The organism is Trichocoleus sp. DQ-A1 (genome assembly GCF_039961955.1).
Lineage (GTDB): Bacteria > Cyanobacteriota > Cyanobacteriia > Cyanobacteriales > FACHB-T130 > FACHB-T130.
Map to the genome: position 1 here is coordinate 75,343 of NZ_JAMPKE010000021.1, position 20,684 is coordinate 96,026.

A 20,684-nucleotide genomic window follows, 5' to 3' on the forward strand; every position below is an offset into this window, starting at 1 on the left:
CCTTCCTCCGTAAGCGTTTCATCCCTAAAACAAGAGCAGTCAGGAGGGGTTGGCGTAGCACTAGCGCAGTCTTGCCAGTCTAATGTCAGGTAGTCGGCAGAAAAACCATTGGAGCAACGAGAAGCTCATTTTTTGAATAAAACGGGGTTCTCACTAAAGAAGTGATTTTCAGCGGTTTTTCTAGGGAACAACCTAGGGAACAACAATGTTTGACGTTTAAGAACGCCTTTTTTTTGCTTCCTGCTGGGCAATTTCACTCTTTTTCCGATAAGATTCCACCCGATCCTGAGCCGTTCCGTAACGACTATCAGAGGGGGGTACAGCAGCCATTAAATCGGAAGCTTGTTGCCATTTAGCCGCCAAATCCAACCACTGAGCAGAAGTCTGAGCATTTCTCCCCGCAATTGACGTTTGTTCCGCCAGTCGCACCGCGTCTGCAAAAGGATCTGACGAAGGCAATGCAGTTGTTTGGGTGCTTGATGCTACAGGAGCTGAAGAGGTTGCTGGCGCTGTCGTCTTTGGGGAAGAGTTTGGCGCAGAAACTGGCGTCCGAGTAATCGTAAATGGCCCTAGCCAATCATAAAGTGCCCACCCTACCAGCAGTAAAAGTAACGATAAGCTGGCACCGCCCACAATACCACGCCAGAATTGGCGTTTTTCCCGTACAAACCGGGAGGACGGCTGGGGGAATGGTGGCTGACTTTTTTTGGCAGGTTTCCGTCCCTTGAAATCTTCTCCTAAAAGTCGAAAAACATTCGGCTTGGCAAGGGTAATTTCTTCAGCCCAAAGTAACTGACTCTCCGGATCTCGATGAATTTCTTCTAGCCAGAGTAATTGTTGCTCTCGGACAATCCGACTGTTGATATTGACTCGACGAATATTTCGCGGTGAAATTGATTCCAGAATCTGCCGAATGCGCTGTACCAGGCTAGATTGTTCGAGTTGATCTGGCGTAGCTGCCTCACACAAAAGCTGCAAGACACCATCGGCAAAAATGGCTCTAGTTCTGACACCAGCCTCTGCCAGCTTGTCATTGAGTATTTGAATAATCGCCGCCACGCTCCCCTGGCGAGCTTGTTTGGCGATATCATCCATCGGATCAACCATTTTGTTTGAGTAAATGATGCCGGTAGTTCAACCTGACTTTTTTTATTTAAGAGTATCAGTCTTTTTGTTTAAGAGACTCTGTCAGAGTAGTATAATTGACCGGCAACTGCGATCGCGCCTTTTTTGCTCTTAGTTTCATGAAGCAGCGCAGACGATTGCCAAGGGTCTTGCTGTGGCAAGATGTCCTTGTCAGAAGATATTTTTTCTACATTGAGCGGAAGATTCGCTTACGAAGCTTTGTTAAGGCGCTTGGGAGGCACGCAAGCACCTCCCATCGCGAGATGCTATCTGTCGCAGAGCAGCCAGTCGCGCTCTTGAATGATAAAGTGAAATAGCTAAACAGAAGATTGGAAAAACCGGGAACTGAATCATGGGCGCATTGATTCGCGGCGCAATTTTTGTTTTGGATGACAACATTGATACCGATCAAATTATCCCAGCTGAATACCTGACTCTGGTTCCTTCCAAGCCTGACGAGTACGAAAAATTGGGCAGTTATGCCTTGATTGGATTGCCGGATCGTTATGGAAAGTTTGTGGCTTCTGGAGAAATCAAGACTCAGTATCCCATCATTATTGCTGGGGAAAACTTTGGTTGCGGTTCTTCACGGGAACATGCACCGATTGCTTTGGGTGCTAGCGGCGTTAAAGCGGTGGTGGCTCAGTCTTATGCTCGGATCTTTTTCCGCAATTGTGCGGCTACTGGGGAACTTTACCCTTGGGAATCCTCTGAGCGGTTGTGCGATGAATTTGAAACGGGACAGGACGTTTCAATTGATTTTGAACAAAATCAGATGATTAACCATACTTTGGGTAAAACTTATTCTCTCCAGCCATTGGGAGATGTAGGCCCAGTGATTGATGCAGGGGGAATTTTCGCTTATGCTCGGCAAACGGGGATGATTCCTACGCGGTAGCGATCGCAATATTTTGAGTGTTGAATTTCGAGTTAAATCCTTCAACACTCAAAACTTTTGAATCTAAGCGCGATCGCTTTTACAATTCTTTAAAATAGTTATTAATGTCTGTAACCCAAAAACTATTGACGACTATGCTCCTAAAGTGTACAACCCGCCACATCCGGATCTATACCGCTGAGGTAAAGAACAACGAACTCGTCGAGAGTGACAATGTATTAACCCTGGATGTCGATCCAGATAATGAATTTAATTGGAACGAAGACGCTCTGCAACAGGTTTATGGCAAATTCGATGAGATGGTTGAAGCTTACAACGGTGCAGATTTAACAGAATATAATCTGCGTCGTATCGGTTCCGACTTGGAACATTTTTTGAGAAGCCTGCTACAGCAGGGACAAATTAGTTACAACCTGAGTAGCCGCGTTCTTAATTACAGCATGGGACTGCCTCAGGTTAGCACTCAATCGGCTGAGTAATTCTTTTTTAGTTGTTAGAAAAGTTGAGTTTAATTATCAGAAAACTTTCTAACAACTAATTACTGGTCACTACAGATAATTTACCGCCAAATCCGATTCCCATTTTCATCAACGCGAGCTTGGCGAATCACATCAGAGATTTCCTCGGCATCCTTAACATGGTGTAATGCCTTCTTTTCTCCGTCCGGTTCTTCCACTTCAAAGTAAGTTGGAACAACGATATGGTCGCCGGTAATATCTGGCGCATCTACCGCAATTTGCTCGGCTTTTTCTTCAACGCTTTGAGGTTTATCGGAAATTCTATCGCCCGGATTAGTGGTTCTATTGGTTGTATCTTTGGGTGGGTTTTCCATATAACTCCTAAAGATTTGAATCTTAATGTTACTAATATTAGATTAGAGAAATGGCTGTGCGATCGCCTCTTTCTGTGGGTGTAAGTCAGCTCTCTGTCTGTTTCTGCATAGATGAGGAATTTTGCTGAGTTGAGTTGATAACGCTACCATCCAAAGACTGAGCATTTGCAGCAACTTGGGATTTAGCCGCTCGTTTCTGCTCCAAAAATTGCTTAAGAGCAATGCGGCGATTTTCTAAGAAGCGGCTCCAAAACCCTGGAAGAAAATGATCCATCGTTTCAGCCAGCGCCCAAGTTTCCAAATTTACCATCTTGGAACGCAGGCGGTGAGACTCCTCTAAAGAGTCAATTAATTGCTTAATTTCTGCACTAGCAGGTGAATTAAGCTCTGCAAATGGTGGATCTGTAGCAGTATAAGCTTCGGACTTGGGCATGGCAATTGGGGAAAGTGGCAGTACACAGAGCAAATTGGAACAACAATCCTTGATTGGCGAAACCGGAGAACCTGCAAAGGGCACAATGCGGTATCAAAGCAGGACAACAAATGTAAACCCTCGACTCCCCATCTCTACCAAGAAAGGGGAGGATTTCGCCCCTCGCTCGTGAGGAGTTGAAAGAGGAGTTAAACTGCCCCGGTTGAAGTTTGGTAGCCGGAGTGATTTTACCCAACGTTTAAAAAAGCATCGCCTAGTCTGATTCAAATTTAACGCGAAGTGTCAGTTTCTCAAGCACGAGAAGACCCTTAACCGCTAAACTCTGGAAATAGAAACTTGATTATTTTTTACCTCTAGTGTATAAAAAAGACCCCGAAAGCCCTTGGACGTATAAACCTTGGTGGTGTCAGCCTTGGTCTATTTTGCTGACAACTATTACCGTCATCACTGCCTCTTGGACACTAACCAAAACAATTTGGATAACGGCTGGCGTCTCAATTCCCATTCTTGTGTGGATGTCATACTTTTTGCTACTCTGGCCTCGACTAATGCGGCGTTATTATCAGCAAACCGAAAATTCTGTAAGTGAAGAATGAGTTTTATTGACCGATCGCAAATCTATTGAGTGTCAGAGGCTACAATCCAGATTAACGCTCAGATTTGGCGAATTGAGAAAGAGCTACCTTTCTCAGTAGCTTCTGGTAACAGCAAGTCAAATCACAACAGGCTGATGGGAGCGCATAACCTTCATGAACAATTCTGCGGCAACGCTTTACTGCTCGAATCTCAATTGTCAGGCTCCTAATCCCCAGAGCCATAACTTTTGTCAGAAATGCCGCACGCCGCTGCTCAAACGGTACTTGTGGGCAGTTGGTGAAGGGATAGAGGCTTACAAAGCTGGGGATCTGATTGCTGAGCGATATTTGCTGAAAAGCGATCGCATCATTTTAGATACCAAACCGGCTTTGTCTCCGGAAATGTTGCCGGAGATATCCAATAGCCTTATGCCCTATCTCAAGCTGTCTCCCTATCAGCTGCACGTTCCCCAACTATACGGACTTCTGACACCAACAGAAGGGCAGCGTAACGCCGAAACTTGGCTGCTAGAGCAGGTACCGATTTACAGCTGCGGGAACGGGGAAGGCACCCTCATGCCAGAACTAACCAGCGTCTGGAAAAACGCCTCGGCAATGCGCCAACTGACTTGGCTATGGCAGATGGCAAATTTGTGGGAACCCCTGCAAATCAATCATGTAGGGTCGAGTTTGTTGACACCAGCGCTGCTGCGAGTAGAAGGTTCCATCCTTCGGTTATTGATATTGCAGGCGGATCGAAGCTCCCCGGTAACGCTGCAAAACTTAGGTCAACTCTGGTCTAAATGGGTCGCCGCTTCACACCCAACCATTGGAAAATTTTTGGAACAAGTTTGTCAGCAGCTCAACCAAGGAGCCGTACAGACGGCAGAGCAGCTGGTGAGGCTGTTGGATGAGGCAATGGAAACCATCGGGCGATCATCGCAATCTTGCACCTATCAAATTGTCACCCGCAGCGATACAGGGCCAACTCGTCGGCAAAATGAGGATGCCTGCTATCCCCCCAGTCCAAGCAGTACCAATCCCTCCCTTCCCTTGGCAATAGTCTGCGACGGTATTGGGGGACATGAAGGCGGGGAAGTCGCCTCCCATCTGGCAATTGCAACTATCCAAGAGCGAGTACAGAATCTGCTGGCGAATCCAGCCAATCCTTTAAATCCGACCGCTCTTACCCTAGAATTGGAAAACTTTGCCTGTGCTGCCAATGATGTTATCAGCCAGCGCAACGACACGGAACAGCGGCTCGACCGGCAACGCATGGGCACTACGTTGGTGATGGCGTTAGCCCACGCTCATGAAATGTATATCACTCATGTGGGAGATAGTCGAGCTTACTGGATTACTCGCACGGGGTGTCGGCAGATCACCCTAGATGATGATATTGCTTCGCGGGAGGTGCGGCTCGGATACGCCCTCTACCGGGATGCAGTGGAACAATCCGGCGCTGGCTCTCTCGTTCAGGCGTTGGGCATGAGTTCATCAGCAACCCTGCACCCCTCCGTACAGCGCTTTGTTCTAGATGAAGACGGTGTTTTTCTTCTCTGTTCGGATGGTCTGAGTGACAATGACCGAGTAGAGCAATACTGGGAAACAGAGATTCTGCCAATCCTAGAAGGTCAGATTGATTTATCAACCGCCGGAACCCGGCTGATTGAAATTGGCAACACCAAAAACGGGCACGACAACGTTACGGTAGCCCTGGTCTACTGCCAAGTGGCATCAGCTCAAACTGGGCAACAGGTCACAGCACTACAGATGGGAGCCATTCCACCCGCAGCTCCAACTCCGGCTCCAGCGGCTTCGGTGCGCTCTCAATCTGCATCTGCTTCCAGAATCAAAACCAAGATCATTTCACCGCAGTCTACTACTAGGAGTCCTTTGCCGCTCCTTCTAGTGCTGCTTCTGTTAGCAGGTGTCAGCGGAGCGATCGCTTATTGGTTTATTCCAGAAGTCCAAGACAGGGTCAAGCCTCTAATCGGGCTGACACCCCCCTCTAGCCCTAGTCCTGAACCATCCGCAGCCAGTTCATCTCCATCGGCAGAACCTGTCGTGACTCCTTCCACCTCTGTGCCCTCTTTAGAGGCTGGCTTGCTGCTCCAAACCACCCGTTCCACAACCAAGAACGTTCAGGGAAAAGAAGTTCCTGTTTTGCTGCGACGTGGTGCCCAGGCACCCCAAAACCAATCTGTAGTCGGGTTAGTTTTAGATGGGAGTATTTTGCAAGTCAGCTCCATCCAACGAAATCAAGACCCTAACAGCTGGCTACAGGTAAAAGTTTGCTCAACGCTCCCTACATCCAATCCGCAGCTTCCCCCTGAACAAGTTAATTCCAGCACCCCAAACCCAAGAGCAGTCCCCGAAGTGACCTATCGCCCAATAAAACCAGGAGAAATTGGCTGGATTCGAGAATCCGACGTTTTACCTGTAATTAATCCAAATTTCGCACCAACATCGGCTAATTTGGGCGAATGTGCCATTAGGGCTGCTTCTCCAACACCTACCGTCACTTCGTCCCCCTCTAAATAGCAATTAGTTGCTAGCCTTTAATTGTTAGGACTTCGGTTTTTGTCAGGGTTAGGTGTTCTTGGGTAGTCGCTAATCAGGAGTCATTCGTCAATTGGTAAAGATGCGATGAATCGCGTCTCTAGGTCAGTTGTCTTTTGCTGCCAGTGACGACTGCCAGAGACTTGCCACCCATTACTCACGATTCACTGCCCAAAAACGATTGATAGTGAATCGCTAAAGCTAAAATATCTCTTCAATAACCTTGTTTACCCTATTTGAGGTGATAAGAGCGAGTGAAGAATATTCGGTGAGTATTCCCCTGTTGTTCGGGTAGACTGATAAAAAACCTCGTATAGTGCTAGGTTTAAGGTTAATGTCTTTAGAATGTCCCAGTCTGAGAATCCCTGCCTCAGTTTAGCCATCAATCGGCTCTCCAAAACTTCCCTTGGGGCAGAACATTTTGCCATTTGGGTGATGAAAGCACCCTGTCCGGGTGGTCACGTTCTGCATGACTGTACGTGGCCTGAAATGTTGACCCAAAAGTGGCTGGCATGGCAGGAAATGTTTTCCCCACGCGGACTCCCTGATGTTCCGCTGGTACATCAGGCAAACCCTCCCGCCTTGACAGTTCCACTCGACGCCCTGAATGTTAACGGTCAAGCACTTCCGTATACGGCTCGTTTGATGCAAGATTTAGGGATTAGCCTCTGGAAGTGGTTATTTGACGGGGAAATTCAAAATAGTTTCGCTCAAAGTCAGGGAATTGCAATTGGGCAGAAAAAACGTCTGCGGCTGCGCTTAGAAATTCGAGACCCAGACTTAATTCCTGTGCCTTGGGAAATTATGCAGCCCGAACCTGGGAAACAAGCGATTTCTCTATCACAACAACTATTGTTTAGTCGTACCAGCAATGCGGTTGACCCGCTTCCACCCCAGCGCTTAGAGCAGGCTTTAAACATCCTGTTGGTACTGGGACACGATACAGAAAGCGAAGTCGCTCCCAGCTTGCAGCTGGAACAAGAAGCGGAGGCGCTGGCTAATATTTTGGAACGCTGCGGACGACCAGACTTACACCCAGATGGCGAACATACTGGTGCAACAGTTCTGTGCCAGGTAGATACGCTTTTACAACCTACAAAAGCAGAATTGATTTCACGTCTGGAAACAGAAAATTACAACATCTTGTTCTATGCCGGTCATGGCGTCCCGGCAGCGGATGGTGGATTATTGTTTCTGCGACCTGATGCCAGGATCAATGGCACGGAGTTAGCCCAGGTTTTGGTTCGCTGTCAGGTGACGCTGGCGGTTTTTAATGCTTGTTGGGGCGCTCAACCAGAGCGGCACAACCAACAAAGTTTGCCGCGCAGCAGTTTGGCAGAGGTATTAATCCATCACGGTGTTCCAGCAGTTTTGGGAATGCGCGACTCGATTGCCGACGAGGAGGCTCTGTCGTTTATTCAGGCTTTTGCACAAGCTCTGGCAGCACGGATGCCCATTGATGAGGCGGTGGCGGTAGCAAGGCAAAAGTTGTTGACGCTTTACAAGTTCAACCAACCAGCCTGGACTTTGCCGGTTCTGTATATGCACCCAGATTTTGAGGGTGAGTTGATTCGACCGATTGGCGAGGAAGTGACGATACTGCCGGTGGATGTGAAGTCATCTGGGCACGATTTATCTACTCCATCTGCCTATCTTCGTCCGTTAGGAGTAACTAGCAAAGTTTCGCCAATTAGTGGCACGAGTTTGCGAGTGGGACGGAATCCCAAGGGAAACGACTTGGTGATTGAAAAACAGGAAGTTTCTCGGCAACACGCTGAAATTATTTGTGATGCTCTCCCAGACGGTAAACTTACTTACTTTCTAAAAGATAAATCTCGCTACGGCACGTTCATTCTAAGACCTAGTGGATGGCAGAAAGTCTATCATCCGGAAGTGCCTTTGCAATCGGGAGACCAGATAAAGTTTGGGAGTATGCAGGGTCAAACTTGGGAGTTCATTATTCAAGATAGTGCGAAGTTCTAGAGCGCGCTAAAAGCGATCGCCCTACAGAATACTGAGTGCTAAATAATATTTACGGAACTCGCCAAAGTGCCGCTGTAGCTACCCCTGCCAAGAACGGTATATCAATACACAGGAGCATCATGATGGCAAGGAAATCAATCGAAGGATTTTATGAGAATTCTCTTTCTCAAGTGCAAGCAGAACTACTAGAGGCACTCCTCCAGCCTGAAGAAGCTCCCTATCCCTGGAATCCAGCCGATCCAAATGTGGAAGCCTATTGGACAGAGCTGGAACAAGGGTTTGAACTTGAGGGATGGTTAGATGAAGAAATTAGTAGGGGGTCGCAAGCACTCTATGCAAAGTTCGATGAATGCTGGGCAAATACAAATGTGGCAGTTGCGCCGACAGCAGCGATCGCAGTTACATCTAGTTTAAGCGAGCGGTTTGCTGCCCGCGTTCCCCAAGCTTGGCTGGATGCGATCGCTCACAAAGCCCAACAGGTTGTATCAAGCCCTCTGTCAATCGCGGATCAGATGGTACAGTGCGTTCAAGAGCTGCTGCCGGAATGGGGAGAAGATGTGTTGCAGGTATGGGCGCGTCCTTTGGCTTCCGCCATGCGAGGCTCGGAAGCTGAAATTGCCCGCCCAGTTGAGTGGGATGAGTTATCGGAGAGCGAACGGGCACGGTTGAGTTTAGCAGTTGCCCGGTATGCGCTCAGACAATTCAACGACCTTAATTCTTCAGCACAAAATAAGTCACCTGAGTAGACACTTGATCAGATTTATTCTCTGCGTAATATCGAGCGTAACTTTCGTTTTGATTGGCATTTAAGAATAATCCAAAAGAGTCTCAAACAGGGAATCAGGAAGGTGTACTTCGATTCCTGGCTGCCTTATAGTGCCGATCGACGCCAACACATCGATGATGGCATTTTGCCAACAGTTCATTTAATCAGTCATTCTAGAGGCTCCTATGGACGACGTGGGAGAGGATTGGAGGGTTGTTAACGAGGGTCTGCTTATCAGTAGACCCGTCCCCTCTGTATAGATATCGGTCAAATTCTGGTTTTTATGCAAGAACTAGAATTTTTGTTACAAAACATCATTATTTTTTTCTGACCCTGGCAGGCGATCTCTTCTACTGGTTAAGGAGCATTCTGGTCTGGTACAATAATTCCCCATTACTGAATCCCTGGAAAGGATACGCACCAATCGTTAGAGGTATTTTCGCTCTGTTGTTAGAGTAGTTGACACTTGGCGAAGTTAGGCGTTTGAAAAATTTGCTTGCCCTTTGTAAAACACCTCCACTCCGGGAAGTCAACAGCACTTCTTCCTGCTGGCATAGCTAGTTGTTCCTAAGTGAGTAAGCAACTGCAAGATTGAGTATCTCTTAGGATATTCTCATTCGACAGAATGGCTAGCTAAAATAAGGTAGGGGATCGTAATTGTGCAAATATCTCTTGCTATACCAAGTAATGAGAGTCCCCTCGATAACATCCATATTTAGTGGGATTTATTTAATTGTTCTGCCTGTAAAAGCAAGGGTTGCTCTGCTTTTCATCACTGCATTTTTTCTCTAGCCAATAGTTAAGTGCAGTTGAAAAAAGCAATCTTACTTTACATTAAAATTAGAAGAGATATTTATTTATTGAAAAAAAGTTGACCTAAAAGCCGAGAATTTAACACCCCATGCACCTCAGATTCTCTCAAAATATCAAGTCTCTTCTAGAGAAGTTAGCGAATAAACCGTTAACTCTAGCGGATGTTCTGGCAGAAACTTCTGAAAGGGGCTTTAGTTTAGTTATCGCGTTACTTGTTTTGCCGTTTCTGTTTCCGATGCCACCCGGATTTACTGTCATATTGGGTAGCGGCAGCTTGATATTAGCATTGCAAATGGCTTTAGGGCAACGTTTTCCTTGGCTACCCAAAAGAATTCGCCAGTTCAGATTTCCCCGCTGGTTTGCCCAGCAACTTTTAAAAAACCTGCAACAAGTCACAGGGGTGCTAGAGAAAGTGACTCGTCCCCGGTTGCGCTGGATAGCAGAAAATCCTCAAATTTGGCAATTAAACGGGCTTTGTATTGCATGGCTGTCTGTGTTGCTGATGTTACCCATCCCTTTTACGAATCCGATTCCAACAATTGGGATTTTGCTACTCGTCATTGCCATGCTAGAAGCCGATGGTTTGCTGATGTGTTTCAGTTATGGATTAACTGCTGCGATTACTTTGTTGTTTGCAGTGGCTGCTGGGACGTTGTGGCAAGCGTTAAGTTCGGTGCTGCAAAGCTTGTTTCAGTAAATTCTATAATTTAGAGCTTTCTCGTTCTTCGGGGTTACAAGATAGAAGTGTAAAGGCGCATATCTTGATACCTCTAGAATGATTATTTTTCACTATCTCAATTAGGCTGTAGGCACCCAGCATTACTTTGTTAAGCTGTATTAAGTAATGCTCAGCTCATGCTCAGAACTCTACAGATGCGCTTGTTGATGCCGAATTTGTCCTATACACCGCCTTGGTTGCTGAGAAATGGTCTGTCAATGACCTTATATACTGCTTTGCAGGCGGGTCGCGAGTGGGAGAAGACGACTGTAGATCCGGAGCCAAGTTACCGGGCGACAACTTTTACAGGTGCCGGAGATGTGCCGATTTATGGCTGGGTTGCTATCCCCGATCGCCCTCACGGTACGATTGTGGGGACTTATGGCATTACCGGCGATTTGGAGAATCAATGGTTTCTGAGACTGCTGGGGCGCAAGGCATTTGCACAAGGCTATGCAGTAGTGCTATTTGATTGGCGTGCCCACGGAAAAACCGCTCAGTTATCTCCGACCTTGACTTCTGATGGGTTGTACGAGGGAGAAGATTTTGTCTGCATTGCTGCCCAAGCTAAAGCAATGGGTTGTCCTGCACCGTTCTGGTTTACGGGTTACTCGTTGGGAGGGCAACTGGCGCTATGGGCGGTAAAAGCGTCACAGGAGTTGTTAACGGGGAGAAGTCAGGAATTAGGTTTGGAGGAAAGGGAGATTGGCGGGGCTGCGGTGATTTGTCCCAGCCTGGATTCCAACCGTTCCCTTTCCTATTTGGTGAAACACCCGTTGGGTAAGTATTTAGAACAAGCGATCGCGCGAGAATTAAAAAGACTGGCTTGGCGCGTTCATCATGTTCATCCTGAAGCAATCGATCCCGCAGCCATTGAGCGGGCTAACAGCATTTGGGGCTTTGATAATGAGCTGGTAATCGGGCGATTAGGCTTTCCATCTGTTGAAGCGTATTATGACGCTAGCAGTGCTTTACACCTGTTACCGCACTTAAAAAAACCGACTCTGATTCTGTACGCTGCTGACGATCCGATGTTTGACCCTTCAATTGTGCCTGAGTTGCAAGCTGCTAGCGATCGCAATCCTGACATTAGTTTAGTGCTGACGCAATATGGTGGTCATGTAGGCTACATCAGCAGCCGGGAATGTCAGCGTCAAATAGGAGATCCCGATCCCTGGTGGGCGTGGAATCGAATTTTAGAATGGTGCAAGGAAATTAAAAACTAAAAATGCAAAATGTAAGAGTTGCCATTTTACATCCTTAATTTTTAATTGCACTACTAACTATGGCGGGGCAGTAAAACGGGTGGCAAAATTTGAATTTCGCGTTGGAGATAAAGCCCGCGCTTTGAGAATTGCTGCGGTCAAAAAGGCATAGGAAATGATTCCCACCACCGCCAACAACAAGCCGCTGACAGCGCCTGTAGCGTTCCACAACGCATGAAGTCCTGATGCTGTCAGATAACCAATCAGCAAAATTGTCCAGCGCTTCTTGGGTTTTAGGGCACTCAGCCCAATGAAATAGCCTAGATAGCCGCTGTAAGCCATGTGTCCTGCCACCGACCCTAAAATTCGGGGAATCAGGAGTTGCAATCCCACCAATTCTCCAGCACCTTCTCCAGCTTGTAGCGTCACATTTTGGATAATTTGGGGGATGTATTGACCCAGCGTTTCCAACAGGGTAAAGCCAACGGCTGAGGCGGTTCCTAGCAGGATTCCATCTAAGGGTTCCCAGACACCAATGCGATCGCGCAAGGGAGAGCGAAATCCCCGCCCAATTAAATACAATCCCAGCACTGGCAACGCCTTGAGCAACTCCTCCATCAATCCTGCCCCGAAAAACATTCGGATCAACAAACCGGGAAAGTCGATCAAACTCACCTGTTCCGAACCTCGGAGTACTGCTTCTACGTCTCCGGGCAAAACACGGCGAAAAACATAGATGAAAGCCAGCAAGACAGGACTCACCAAAATCAAGGCGGTTGTGACCGCTGAACCCAGGAGTACCCACCAAGGCTTATGCTTGCCGCAAAGTTGGTAGACAAAGTAATAAGCTGCCCAAGCCAGATAAGCTGCCAGTAACAGATTGAATACCACTGACTCACCGACAGCGGCAAACATCAAGACCACAAATCCGACTGTGACCATCCCCGGTACTAGATAAGCTTTTTTCGTTAAATCTCGTCCGGTGGAAAAAATCGGAAATAACTGGGTAAATGTCACTCCTTCCGGCTGGGATGGCTGCACTGGTGCGAATGGCTGAGACGACAATTGAGTTCTGATCGAGGGAGTTTGAAACTCAAAAATAAACTCTGTGCCGTTTTGTCCCAACTCAATGCGATCGCCTGCGTGCAAAATTTGACATCCCTGTAGGCGTCTCCCGTTCACGTAGGTACCATTGGCACTGTTGAGATCGCAAATTTGCCAATTGGGTGCTACTCCCGACTGAGTAAGGGGACGGATTGCCGCATGACGCCTGGATACAACACCATGTTGGTTAGAATCCAACACAATTTGACAACTGGGTTCGCGCCCAATCACGACCTCCCGATCGAGCGGAAGCAAGTATGGGGGCAGTGGTGTACCAGCAGCACCAGTAGAAAGCAGCCGGAGAAACCCACTTGTGTAGCTCTGGCCTGTCATTTTAGTAGATTGCGAGAAAGCGATTAGCGATAGCTTAGCAATTAGTGGGGAGTTGTAGAGGCTGGGATTCACCCCATCTCTCCGGCTAAAAGCTAACAACTCAGCACATCATCACAAAAAACCCTATCAGAAGAAACCCGATTTCTTGAAGAAACCGGGTCTCAAACTTTCTTAGGTGATTTTTGTTGATTTCTATCACCCTGATTCAATGCTATTTATTGGTGAGAGTTGGCTTCCCGAACTGCGGCATAGAACAGCAATCCTACGAGAGGAATACTGGCAGCCAGGATGATCCCTGTAGGCAAGTTGCCCAAGTCGGGGTTTCCAGAAGCGAGTTCAAAAATGGAGCCAACGGCAGCGATCGCTGCTACGCAAGAACCGAGCAAAAATACACCACTTTTTGGGGTCATCATGGGCGGTGATATCCTTAAGCTACTGGCTTGACAGCTTGAGCAGAGAAGCCATGCTTTTTCAGCTCCTCATTCAAAGCGATCGCATTTTCCACCCGATCCACAAACAGCACGCCATTGAGGTGATCCATCTCGTGTTGAATAGCGCGGGAGAGGAGTCCAGTCGCCTTCATGGTGCGGGGGCGTCCTTGCTCGTCTTTAAAAGCCACTTCCACCATTTCCGGGCGCTTCACGTCGATATAAACGCCAGGAATAGAAAGACAGCCTTCTTGAAACATACACAAGTCGCGCCCGAATTTCTTGATAGTCGGGTTAATCAACACTAAAGGCTGATTAGCAGCGTTATCCGGTTCGGTGTCAATGACAATCAGCTGTTTTTGCACTGCCACTTGGGGGGCTGCCAAACCGATGCCATCTGCGCTGTACATGGTTTGCAGCATCTCCCGAATCAGCTGCCGGATTTCCTGGTCTACCTTGGCAATACGTTTAGCTGGCTGACGCAGGACGCGATCGCCCATATAGTGAATTTCTAATGGCGGTTTTTCTAACTTTTTCTTTTCGACGGCAACTTCAGTCGTCATAGCATTCTGGCTCGCAGATACAGCTTATATGTTCAATGGGTGGAGTTTTTTTATCTTAACAGTTCTCAGTTGTTGGCTCCCTTAGTACTTAACTCACTTACTCTCTTCCCCAACACCTACTTTCATCAACAACGCGCCGAACGCGGTAGCATAAATTTTTCTCCCTCTCCTGCAAATTTCCCCCTCACCATCAGCACCGTCTCATCAAACGTGTGGGGAAATGCTGTGATATCTCCTAGATCCAAAAGTTCAGGACTAAAGTATATCGTGACGTCTTCAATGGTTTGGGGTATTCTGTTGATAATTTCTTTCAATGGGCATATCTGGGTTGCCACTATATCAAAAAGGTGGAGTTCGGTATCTTTTATCTCCATGCAAGCGATTAAATCCAATTCTTCTGCATAGTATAAAGGGCGACTTCCTTCATTGAAGCAAAATACGGCTTTTTCTTGCACAACTCCAACAATATTAGAAACAGGTGCCCGTATTTCTAATAGTCTATGTAGCAATTTTAAATCTTTGTCATTATCAAAATTCAGTATTCTAAAACTATCCCTGCCGCTCTGCGAATCCCATCTAATTTTAAACACGTATTCTTCGAGTTTCCGAAAGCCAAAAGGCGTATAAAACTCCGGGTTCGGTGTTGTCAATATCAGCGTTTCATAGCGTTTATCGCAATATTCCAGCACCTCCTCCATTACTTCGCGGTAGTAGCCGCGCCTGCGAAATTCCGTCCGCGTGCATACTCCATGTACTCCCCCCACCGTCACCCTTTGTCCCATAATTTGCATCGGAATTTCTAACACTCCTACATGGGTAATAGCTATGTCGTCATGAAAGCGAATAAACGGAGTCGAAGCATCTTCCCACGATGCGTCTAATTTTCTCCCGCATTCTGCCATTTCTCCCAGCCCAGGAAATACGATTTCAACCAAGTCAAACAACTTATTACTTAAACTGGAGTCAGTAGAGAATGACCGTTTGAAGCGATACTGATTCATAACTTAAGCATAATTATTAACTATTTATACTACAAATACTACAACATATTGGGTTTTCAAGGCAAGCGGGAGCCGTTCGGGAGAGTAGAATCTAATGCAGCTCTAAAATCTACTTTTCAAAGAATCGAGCGTCCGTGTTATAAACTCTCTGATGATGCCTGTGGTTGAGGAGGAAATTCGTGTTTAAATTTCTAAGTAAATTAGATTACCTGCTGCGCGAAACCTTCCTAGGATTGCGGCGCGGAGGTTGGATGAATTGGGCGGCAATCAGTACCGTTACTGTTTTGCTGTTTTTATTCGGCATGAGTTTACAGGCATCTTGGCAGCTTGAGCGTTTGCTGACTCAATTTGGGAGCCAGTTGGAAGTATCTGTATATTTAGATCCCGGAGCGCGGGTGGAACTTGTTGCCCCAATCGTGGGAAAAATGCCAGAAGTGGTCGATGTAAAAACCATTTCCAAAGAGCAAGCTTGGGAATCTTTGGTCAAAGAGCTGGGAATGTCAGAGATTGATGGTGCCACCCAGCAACTCGAAGGGAATCCTCTGGTGGATGAGCTGAAAGTCAAGGCGCGGACTTCTGAGGCAGTACCTGTCTTGGCGCAGAAGCTGAGGAAAGTACCAGGGGTAGATGACGTGCAGTATGTCGATGAGGCGGTACAACGGCTGGCTCAGCTCAATAAAGGTTTGAGCTATGTAAGTCTCACGATTACTACTGTCCTAACGATGACCGCAGTTGCAGTAATTACCACAACGATTCGCCTGATTGTGATGGCGCGACGGCGCGAAATCGAGATTATGCAACTGGTGGGGGCAACAACAGCTTGGATTTATCTACCGTTTATATTACAAGGCATTAGCTTTGGTTTAGTTGGGGCAGCGATCGCTTGGGTTCTGATTAGCACGATTCAGCGTACTTTGAGCAATTTGTTATCAGCCCAACCCGATTTTATTCAATTTCTGGCGAACGGACTGCAATTAAGCCCTCTCCAAGTTTTAATGTTGCCACTGATTTTGCTTTGTTTAGGCGGTTCAGTCGGCTTAATGGGAAGTTTGTTTGCTGTCCGCCGCTTTGCTTTGCGATAGTTGGCAGTTAAAACTCAAAAATCAAGACTCAAAATTCAAAATTTTTATGGCATCACAATGGGAACGTTTGCTGCAAAATTTAGGAGAATGGCAAGGTTCATTTACCCGTCTCTCCCCCACGGGAGAATTACTGGAAGACACTCCTACAGTTGTTTCCCTGGAAGGTTTGGATAATAACCAAACGATTTGCCAAATCATTCGCCGCTTACCACCCGGTCAACCCCCCGATGAGAAAGTTCTCGAATATAGTTCTTTAGGAAAAAGCGTTCTATTTTTTGAAAATGGAGCTTTTTCCCAAGGTTCGATTCAACTCGCTCCTTTTTCCGAATTTGGAGCTGAACTCGGCTTAATTGACGGCAACCGGCGTTTGCGTCTCGTGCAGATATTTAATCGAGACTGTCAACTAGATAAAATTACCTTAATTCGAGAAAAGCTAGCTGGTTCAGACGTTCCGGAACGCCCACATCTAACCCTAGACCAATTGATGGGAGAATGGCAGGGAGAAGCAGTAACAATCTATCCAGATTATCGCTCGCCCGATACTTATTCCACCAAGCTCAAAGTTGATTATGAAGAGAATGGAAACATAATTCAGCAATTGAGCTTTGGCGATCGTACTTTTACCTCAACTGCAAGAATGAATGGTAACATTCTCTGCTTTGAGCAAGGTTCCTTACCCGTTCAAGTGTTGTTCTTACCGGATGGTGCCTCTTCCAATTGTCCGCTGCAAGTCAAAACGGGTCAATCTTTTGTTCTAGAAGTAGGTTGGTTATTGAAGCCCGATTTGCGCCAGCGAATGATTCGCCGCTATAGCGATAAAGGAGAATGGATTAGCCTTACCCTAGTTACAGAGCGCAAAGTGTAACAAACACAGGTAACATACAGAACCGCAGAAAAGCTTTTAACTTTACGTACCTTTGTGCGAACCTTCGCGTACCTTTGCGTTAAAAAAATAATTAAAATCTCACCTTTCACTCCTTTGAAACCGTCTCTTCAAACACTGAACCACCCGCTTCAACACGAAGTGTTCCTGTTTTCCAGCCAAGCGAAATAGGGCTATCCCCTCCAGGCGACTTGTAGAGTTCAAAATTTTTAACCCAATTATGTTGCACGCCGTTCCGGACAAGAATCGGTAGCTCGTTCTTAGCATTATGTGTAATTTTGAGAGTATCGCTAGTTGTTCCTCTAAGTTGCACAGTCCCTGTTGCTATTAAGCTTAAATCTAATTGAGATTTACTCTTTACGCTTTTTTTAAAGTTCTCATAGCTACCCGTCGTTTTTGCTTCCCCTACTTCTAGAGCAAAGCCAGCATATTGATTACCTGTTGTGCTGACTCTTAATGTCCTTTCATCTTGATAAAGCTGCGCCGCTTTCTTATCTTGAATCGTTACTTCAGTAGTAGAACTAAGATTAATTGGATGAATAGCTAACCAAGTTTTTTCTAATTTAATAAACCAAAGCTTATTTTCTATTTCTACTCTCGCTGCTTTAGGTAGCTGCAAGAAAAAATATTTATCAGAAGCAGGGCGTAGCCAAAGTGCCAAGTTGCGGTATTGCCCTATTTGATCGCCTGGATTTTTGCCTGAGTTCATTCTGTCGTTGCCCGTGTTAACGACAAAATAATCAACTCCTCGTTTAGAATTTTCAGCCATTAGCTTGAAAGGGCCAACATCACCATCGCTAAACTTACCAGCTACGCTACCTAGCTGATAAGTATTACCGAAGAATATGGTTTCCCAATAACCCGGTCGGTCTTCTCCTCCAGGTTTCCAATTTTCATAAACTGGTTTTGTAGCGAGTAATTCAATCGGCTTCTTAAACTGCTTGCGAGCTAATGCTACAACTGCGAGTGGGGGACGGTAAGCGCTAGTAATGATGTGAATTGAATCATGTTCTGGTTTAGGGTTAGGCAGCGAATTATCCCCAAAATATAACCACAGTAAACGAGCGGCAGATGAACCATACACGACATTACTTTTGTTATAATCTCGCTTCGTTGGCCCTCCAAAACCGCCATGATAATACTTCACTGCTCCAGCAGCACAAAGCCAATCAAGAGCAGCTTTACCAAGTTGTTTGACTTCGGGATCTTTCGCAAAATCGTAGAGATTCAGATATGCAGCTAGGGTATGACCGTGGTAATTTTCTGAATCCCACTCGCCCATCCCGATGTGATAAAGTGCCCAGACATATCGCTGAATTTTCTTTTTGTATAACTGGCGCACATCTTCATTACCCGTTTCTTCCGCCATTAGATAAACCGATATCTCGCGCATCGCTCTAAGATTATCGGTATTGCGCCCGTCTACCCAGCTACCATGCACCTTTGGCCCCCAACCATCTCCACCGCGACCTTTTCCATAAATCGGATGGGGACGACCATTCGGATCTTCCTGCGTCCATTTTTTTGCCCCATTAAACATCCGTTGTTTGTAGGCAGAATCTAGAAATTTATTAAAGAAAAAATATTTTCTAATTTGACCTTTGAGGGTAAAAGAATAGTAATAGTCAATCCCGTCCGTGTGGGCGTTATCTGGGGCTTGTTTGTCTTCCTTTTCCAAAAAAGCGATCGCTTTCTCTCGGTTGCCAGCTAAAAAGTCAAACATGGCAAGAGGATAAGTTTGCTTTTCGTTTTCCCCGCTGTTGTTGTTATATTTTTTACCCGTGTAGTAGCGAATAACCTCATTCGCTCTTTGCTGAAATTCTTTTTCAAGTTCAGGCGTCCACTGGTTCTGAAACTTTGCATCGACGGGTAGCGGCTGAATCTGAACTAAGCCATTTGCATCCTTGCTGATGGAGGGAGAAGCGTCTGAACTGGGTGTATTTGCCCTGGATAAGCGAGTGGTTTTGGCGTTGCAAGCCAATATTGTGATAGCCAGTACGGATGCGATCGCCGCGTGACGAAAAATAAAAAACCGTTTCATCAGCAACAGAGGTAATTAAGCTGCTCCGATTTTGGCATGAGAAAGAGAAGCGATCGCGCTTTGGGCAAGATAAACGCGATCGCGCTTTGGGCAAGATGGATGCGATCACATTTTCATATCTCTCAGGAAGTTTTCGACCAGGCAGCGGCACTGGGGTAGGCAAGGAAAATGGCTTTTGGTGATGCGATTATCCCGGGAACAGCATTGGTATATGCTAGGACTTTAGTGACACGATAATTGTTAAAGTGGTTATAATATCAGAAATAATTATAATATTAATTGTAAAAAAAATATGAAAAGATTATATCACAGCAAAAGTGAAAGATTTTTTCAAAAAAACTTCACTGAATATGTTAAAAAATTAGCTCCTGATAGCCACTTTATTACGGACTTTCAACTCTATTATGCAGGTATAAAATCCAACAAATTTAAATCAAGAGAGTTTGCACCAGATTTTATCTTAGATATTGTACAAATCGACGCCAACTTAAACTTTCATTTATGGGAAGCCAAAAAGTGGCCTTCCACAGGGTTTGAAGATTTGGTTACAAAGGAAAAATTTGGGAATAAGTCCTCCAGAGGGCTTGAAGATTTGGTTACAGGTAAAGTAGTTGGACAGGTCGTTTTCTATAATGAATACTTTTTAGGTAAGAATAAAGAAGATATATTAAGTGAATTTGAGCGAAAGCAACTAAATAAAGAGGTAATTAAGCAACTAGGACAGAAGAAGCAAGAGGAATTTAACTTTACAACTTGGAATATTTTAGTTTGTGGTGGAGAAGGATGGGAAATATCGGGTCATCTTAATCCCTTAATGGCAGATTATTTTTATTTGAAAAAGAGATATTTTAGGGAAGATGCTCCTGACATTAATGTTTATCAGTTTTATGAGGTTTCGGACGGATTTGACTTAAGACATATGCTTCAATTCAATATATATTCCCAAAACCAACCTTTGCCAGAGTTCAGGAGTATAGAAGACAGGCTTAGTATTAAATGTCTTGAGGGCGGTATGCACCCAGAAGTTTATCTTAAAATGAGGCAAAAATTTAAAGGTATAGAAGTCTTAGAGAATTCAAAGGAAAATTTTGGGCTACCAGATTGGTTCAAGATTTAGGACAAATCCGGGGAGAACATTTTCTCCGGATAAAGTAGTAGGAGATTGCAGCACTTCTACTTCTTGACCTTGGCGATAAATTTCTACTTGTTCGGATTTGCGGTTAATTAACGTGAGTTCGGGATAAAAAAGGGCGGAGCAGATACGCTGAAAGTGCTGAGTTCTCAAGTATCTACCCGCCCATGCTTAGTTTAGAAGCTTTGTTTTGCCACGTCGATGATT

At 45.8% G+C, this 20,684-nt stretch carries 20 protein-coding genes and 1 pseudogene; 12 read left to right on the forward strand and 9 right to left on the reverse strand.

Features of this window, described 5'->3' with window-relative positions; translation table 11 throughout:
* Positions 1–216: 216 nt before the first annotated feature.
* A complete protein-coding gene (locus tag NDI33_RS18955) occupies positions 217–1,107 on the reverse strand; it encodes a hypothetical protein (RefSeq protein WP_190672931.1) in 891 nt (296 codons plus the stop codon).
* Between the two features lie 370 nt (positions 1,108–1,477).
* Between NDI33_RS18955 and NDI33_RS18960 the strand changes: the two genes are divergently transcribed.
* Together NDI33_RS18960 and NDI33_RS18965 are read left to right on the forward strand one after the other, a co-directional pair.
* Entirely contained in the window at positions 1,478–2,023 is a 546-nt protein-coding gene (locus NDI33_RS18960; RefSeq protein ID WP_190672934.1) for a 3-isopropylmalate dehydratase, read from the forward strand.
* 134 nt (positions 2,024–2,157) lie between these two features.
* The gene (locus tag NDI33_RS18965) at positions 2,158–2,502 is read left to right on the forward strand and encodes an NAD(P)H-quinone oxidoreductase subunit M (protein WP_190410861.1); all 345 of its coding nucleotides are present in this window, start codon (positions 2,158–2,160) and stop codon (positions 2,500–2,502) included.
* 80 nt (positions 2,503–2,582) lie between these two features.
* On the opposite strand, the gene NDI33_RS18970 is transcribed toward NDI33_RS18965, so the two are convergent.
* On the reverse strand, positions 2,583–2,855 hold the full coding sequence (locus NDI33_RS18970; RefSeq protein ID WP_190672936.1) for a hypothetical protein: 273 nt from the start codon (positions 2,853–2,855) through the stop codon (positions 2,583–2,585).
* Between the two features lie 85 nt (positions 2,856–2,940).
* Positions 2,941–3,288, reverse strand: coding sequence for a hypothetical protein (locus tag NDI33_RS18975; protein ID WP_190532881.1), 348 nt, complete (start codon positions 3,286–3,288; stop codon positions 2,941–2,943).
* Between the two features lie 356 nt (positions 3,289–3,644).
* On the opposite strand from NDI33_RS18975, the gene NDI33_RS18980 reads away from it, so the two are divergent.
* The 6 genes from NDI33_RS18980 (at position 3,645) to NDI33_RS19005 (ending at position 11,931) form a co-directional block, all read left to right on the forward strand.
* Complete coding sequence (locus NDI33_RS18980; RefSeq protein WP_190410864.1) at positions 3,645–3,884, forward strand: DUF6737 family protein; 240 nt, start codon at positions 3,645–3,647, stop codon at positions 3,882–3,884.
* 153 nt (positions 3,885–4,037) lie between these two features.
* Positions 4,038–6,407 (forward strand): protein phosphatase 2C domain-containing protein, encoded by a 2,370-nt coding sequence (locus NDI33_RS18985; protein WP_190672938.1) that lies wholly within the window; start codon positions 4,038–4,040, stop codon positions 6,405–6,407.
* 363 nt (positions 6,408–6,770) lie between these two features.
* Entirely contained in the window at positions 6,771–8,408 is a 1,638-nt protein-coding gene (locus NDI33_RS18990; protein ID WP_190532876.1) for a CHAT domain-containing protein, read from the forward strand.
* Between the two features lie 119 nt (positions 8,409–8,527).
* The gene (locus NDI33_RS18995; RefSeq protein ID WP_190532873.1) at positions 8,528–9,154 is read left to right on the forward strand and encodes a hypothetical protein; all 627 of its coding nucleotides are present in this window, start codon (positions 8,528–8,530) and stop codon (positions 9,152–9,154) included.
* 921 nt (positions 9,155–10,075) lie between these two features.
* The gene (locus NDI33_RS19000) at positions 10,076–10,684 is read left to right on the forward strand and encodes an exopolysaccharide biosynthesis protein (protein ID WP_190672941.1); all 609 of its coding nucleotides are present in this window, start codon (positions 10,076–10,078) and stop codon (positions 10,682–10,684) included.
* Positions 10,685–10,872: 188 nt separating this feature from the next.
* Positions 10,873–11,931, forward strand: coding sequence for an alpha/beta fold hydrolase (locus NDI33_RS19005; RefSeq protein WP_190672966.1), 1,059 nt, complete (start codon positions 10,873–10,875; stop codon positions 11,929–11,931).
* A 57-nt stretch (positions 11,932–11,988) separates the two neighbouring features.
* On the opposite strand, the gene NDI33_RS19010 is transcribed toward NDI33_RS19005, so the two are convergent.
* The 4 genes from NDI33_RS19010 to NDI33_RS19025 all read right to left on the reverse strand — a co-directional run bounded on the left by NDI33_RS19010 (position 11,989) and on the right by NDI33_RS19025 (position 15,339).
* A complete protein-coding gene (locus NDI33_RS19010) occupies positions 11,989–13,347 on the reverse strand; it encodes a PrsW family glutamic-type intramembrane protease (protein ID WP_190410869.1) in 1,359 nt (452 codons plus the stop codon).
* 215 nt (positions 13,348–13,562) lie between these two features.
* Positions 13,563–13,757, reverse strand: a complete 195-nt coding sequence (locus NDI33_RS19015; protein ID WP_190672969.1) for a hypothetical protein — start codon at positions 13,755–13,757, stop codon at positions 13,563–13,565.
* Between the two features lie 17 nt (positions 13,758–13,774).
* On the reverse strand, positions 13,775–14,338 hold the full coding sequence (gene def, locus NDI33_RS19020; RefSeq protein WP_190410870.1) for a peptide deformylase: 564 nt from the start codon (positions 14,336–14,338) through the stop codon (positions 13,775–13,777).
* A 125-nt stretch (positions 14,339–14,463) separates the two neighbouring features.
* Positions 14,464–15,339, reverse strand: a complete 876-nt coding sequence (locus NDI33_RS19025) for a GNAT family N-acetyltransferase (RefSeq protein ID WP_190672944.1) — start codon at positions 15,337–15,339, stop codon at positions 14,464–14,466.
* A gap of 179 nt (positions 15,340–15,518) precedes the next feature.
* Between NDI33_RS19025 and NDI33_RS19030 the strand changes: the two genes are divergently transcribed.
* Positions 15,519–16,421: a permease-like cell division protein FtsX gene (locus NDI33_RS19030; RefSeq protein WP_190672947.1), complete on the forward strand. Its 903-nt coding sequence runs from the start codon at positions 15,519–15,521 to the stop codon at positions 16,419–16,421.
* Between the two features lie 46 nt (positions 16,422–16,467).
* Positions 16,468–17,286, forward strand: coding sequence for a DUF3598 family protein (locus NDI33_RS19035; protein WP_190672950.1), 819 nt, complete (start codon positions 16,468–16,470; stop codon positions 17,284–17,286).
* Positions 17,287–17,392: 106 nt separating this feature from the next.
* Here NDI33_RS19035 and NDI33_RS19040 read toward each other — a convergent pair whose 3' ends face one another.
* Entirely contained in the window at positions 17,393–19,345 is a 1,953-nt protein-coding gene (locus tag NDI33_RS19040) for a hypothetical protein (RefSeq protein ID WP_190672953.1), read from the reverse strand.
* Positions 19,346–19,381: 36 nt separating this feature from the next.
* Between NDI33_RS19040 and NDI33_RS19045 the strand changes: the two genes are divergently transcribed.
* Together NDI33_RS19045 and NDI33_RS19050 are read left to right on the forward strand one after the other, a co-directional pair.
* Positions 19,382–19,504, forward strand: coding sequence for a hypothetical protein (locus tag NDI33_RS19045; protein ID WP_277878756.1), 123 nt, complete (start codon positions 19,382–19,384; stop codon positions 19,502–19,504).
* Positions 19,505–19,637: 133 nt separating this feature from the next.
* Entirely contained in the window at positions 19,638–20,462 is an 825-nt protein-coding gene (locus tag NDI33_RS19050) for a hypothetical protein (protein WP_190672956.1), read from the forward strand.
* On the opposite strand, the pseudogene NDI33_RS19055 reads toward NDI33_RS19050, so the two are convergent.
* Positions 20,439–20,573: pseudogene (locus NDI33_RS19055) on the reverse strand (Uma2 family endonuclease); the annotation flags it as partial. The gene NDI33_RS19050 and the pseudogene NDI33_RS19055 sit on opposite strands and share 24 nt — an antisense overlap.
* Positions 20,574–20,684 lie beyond the last annotated feature (111 nt).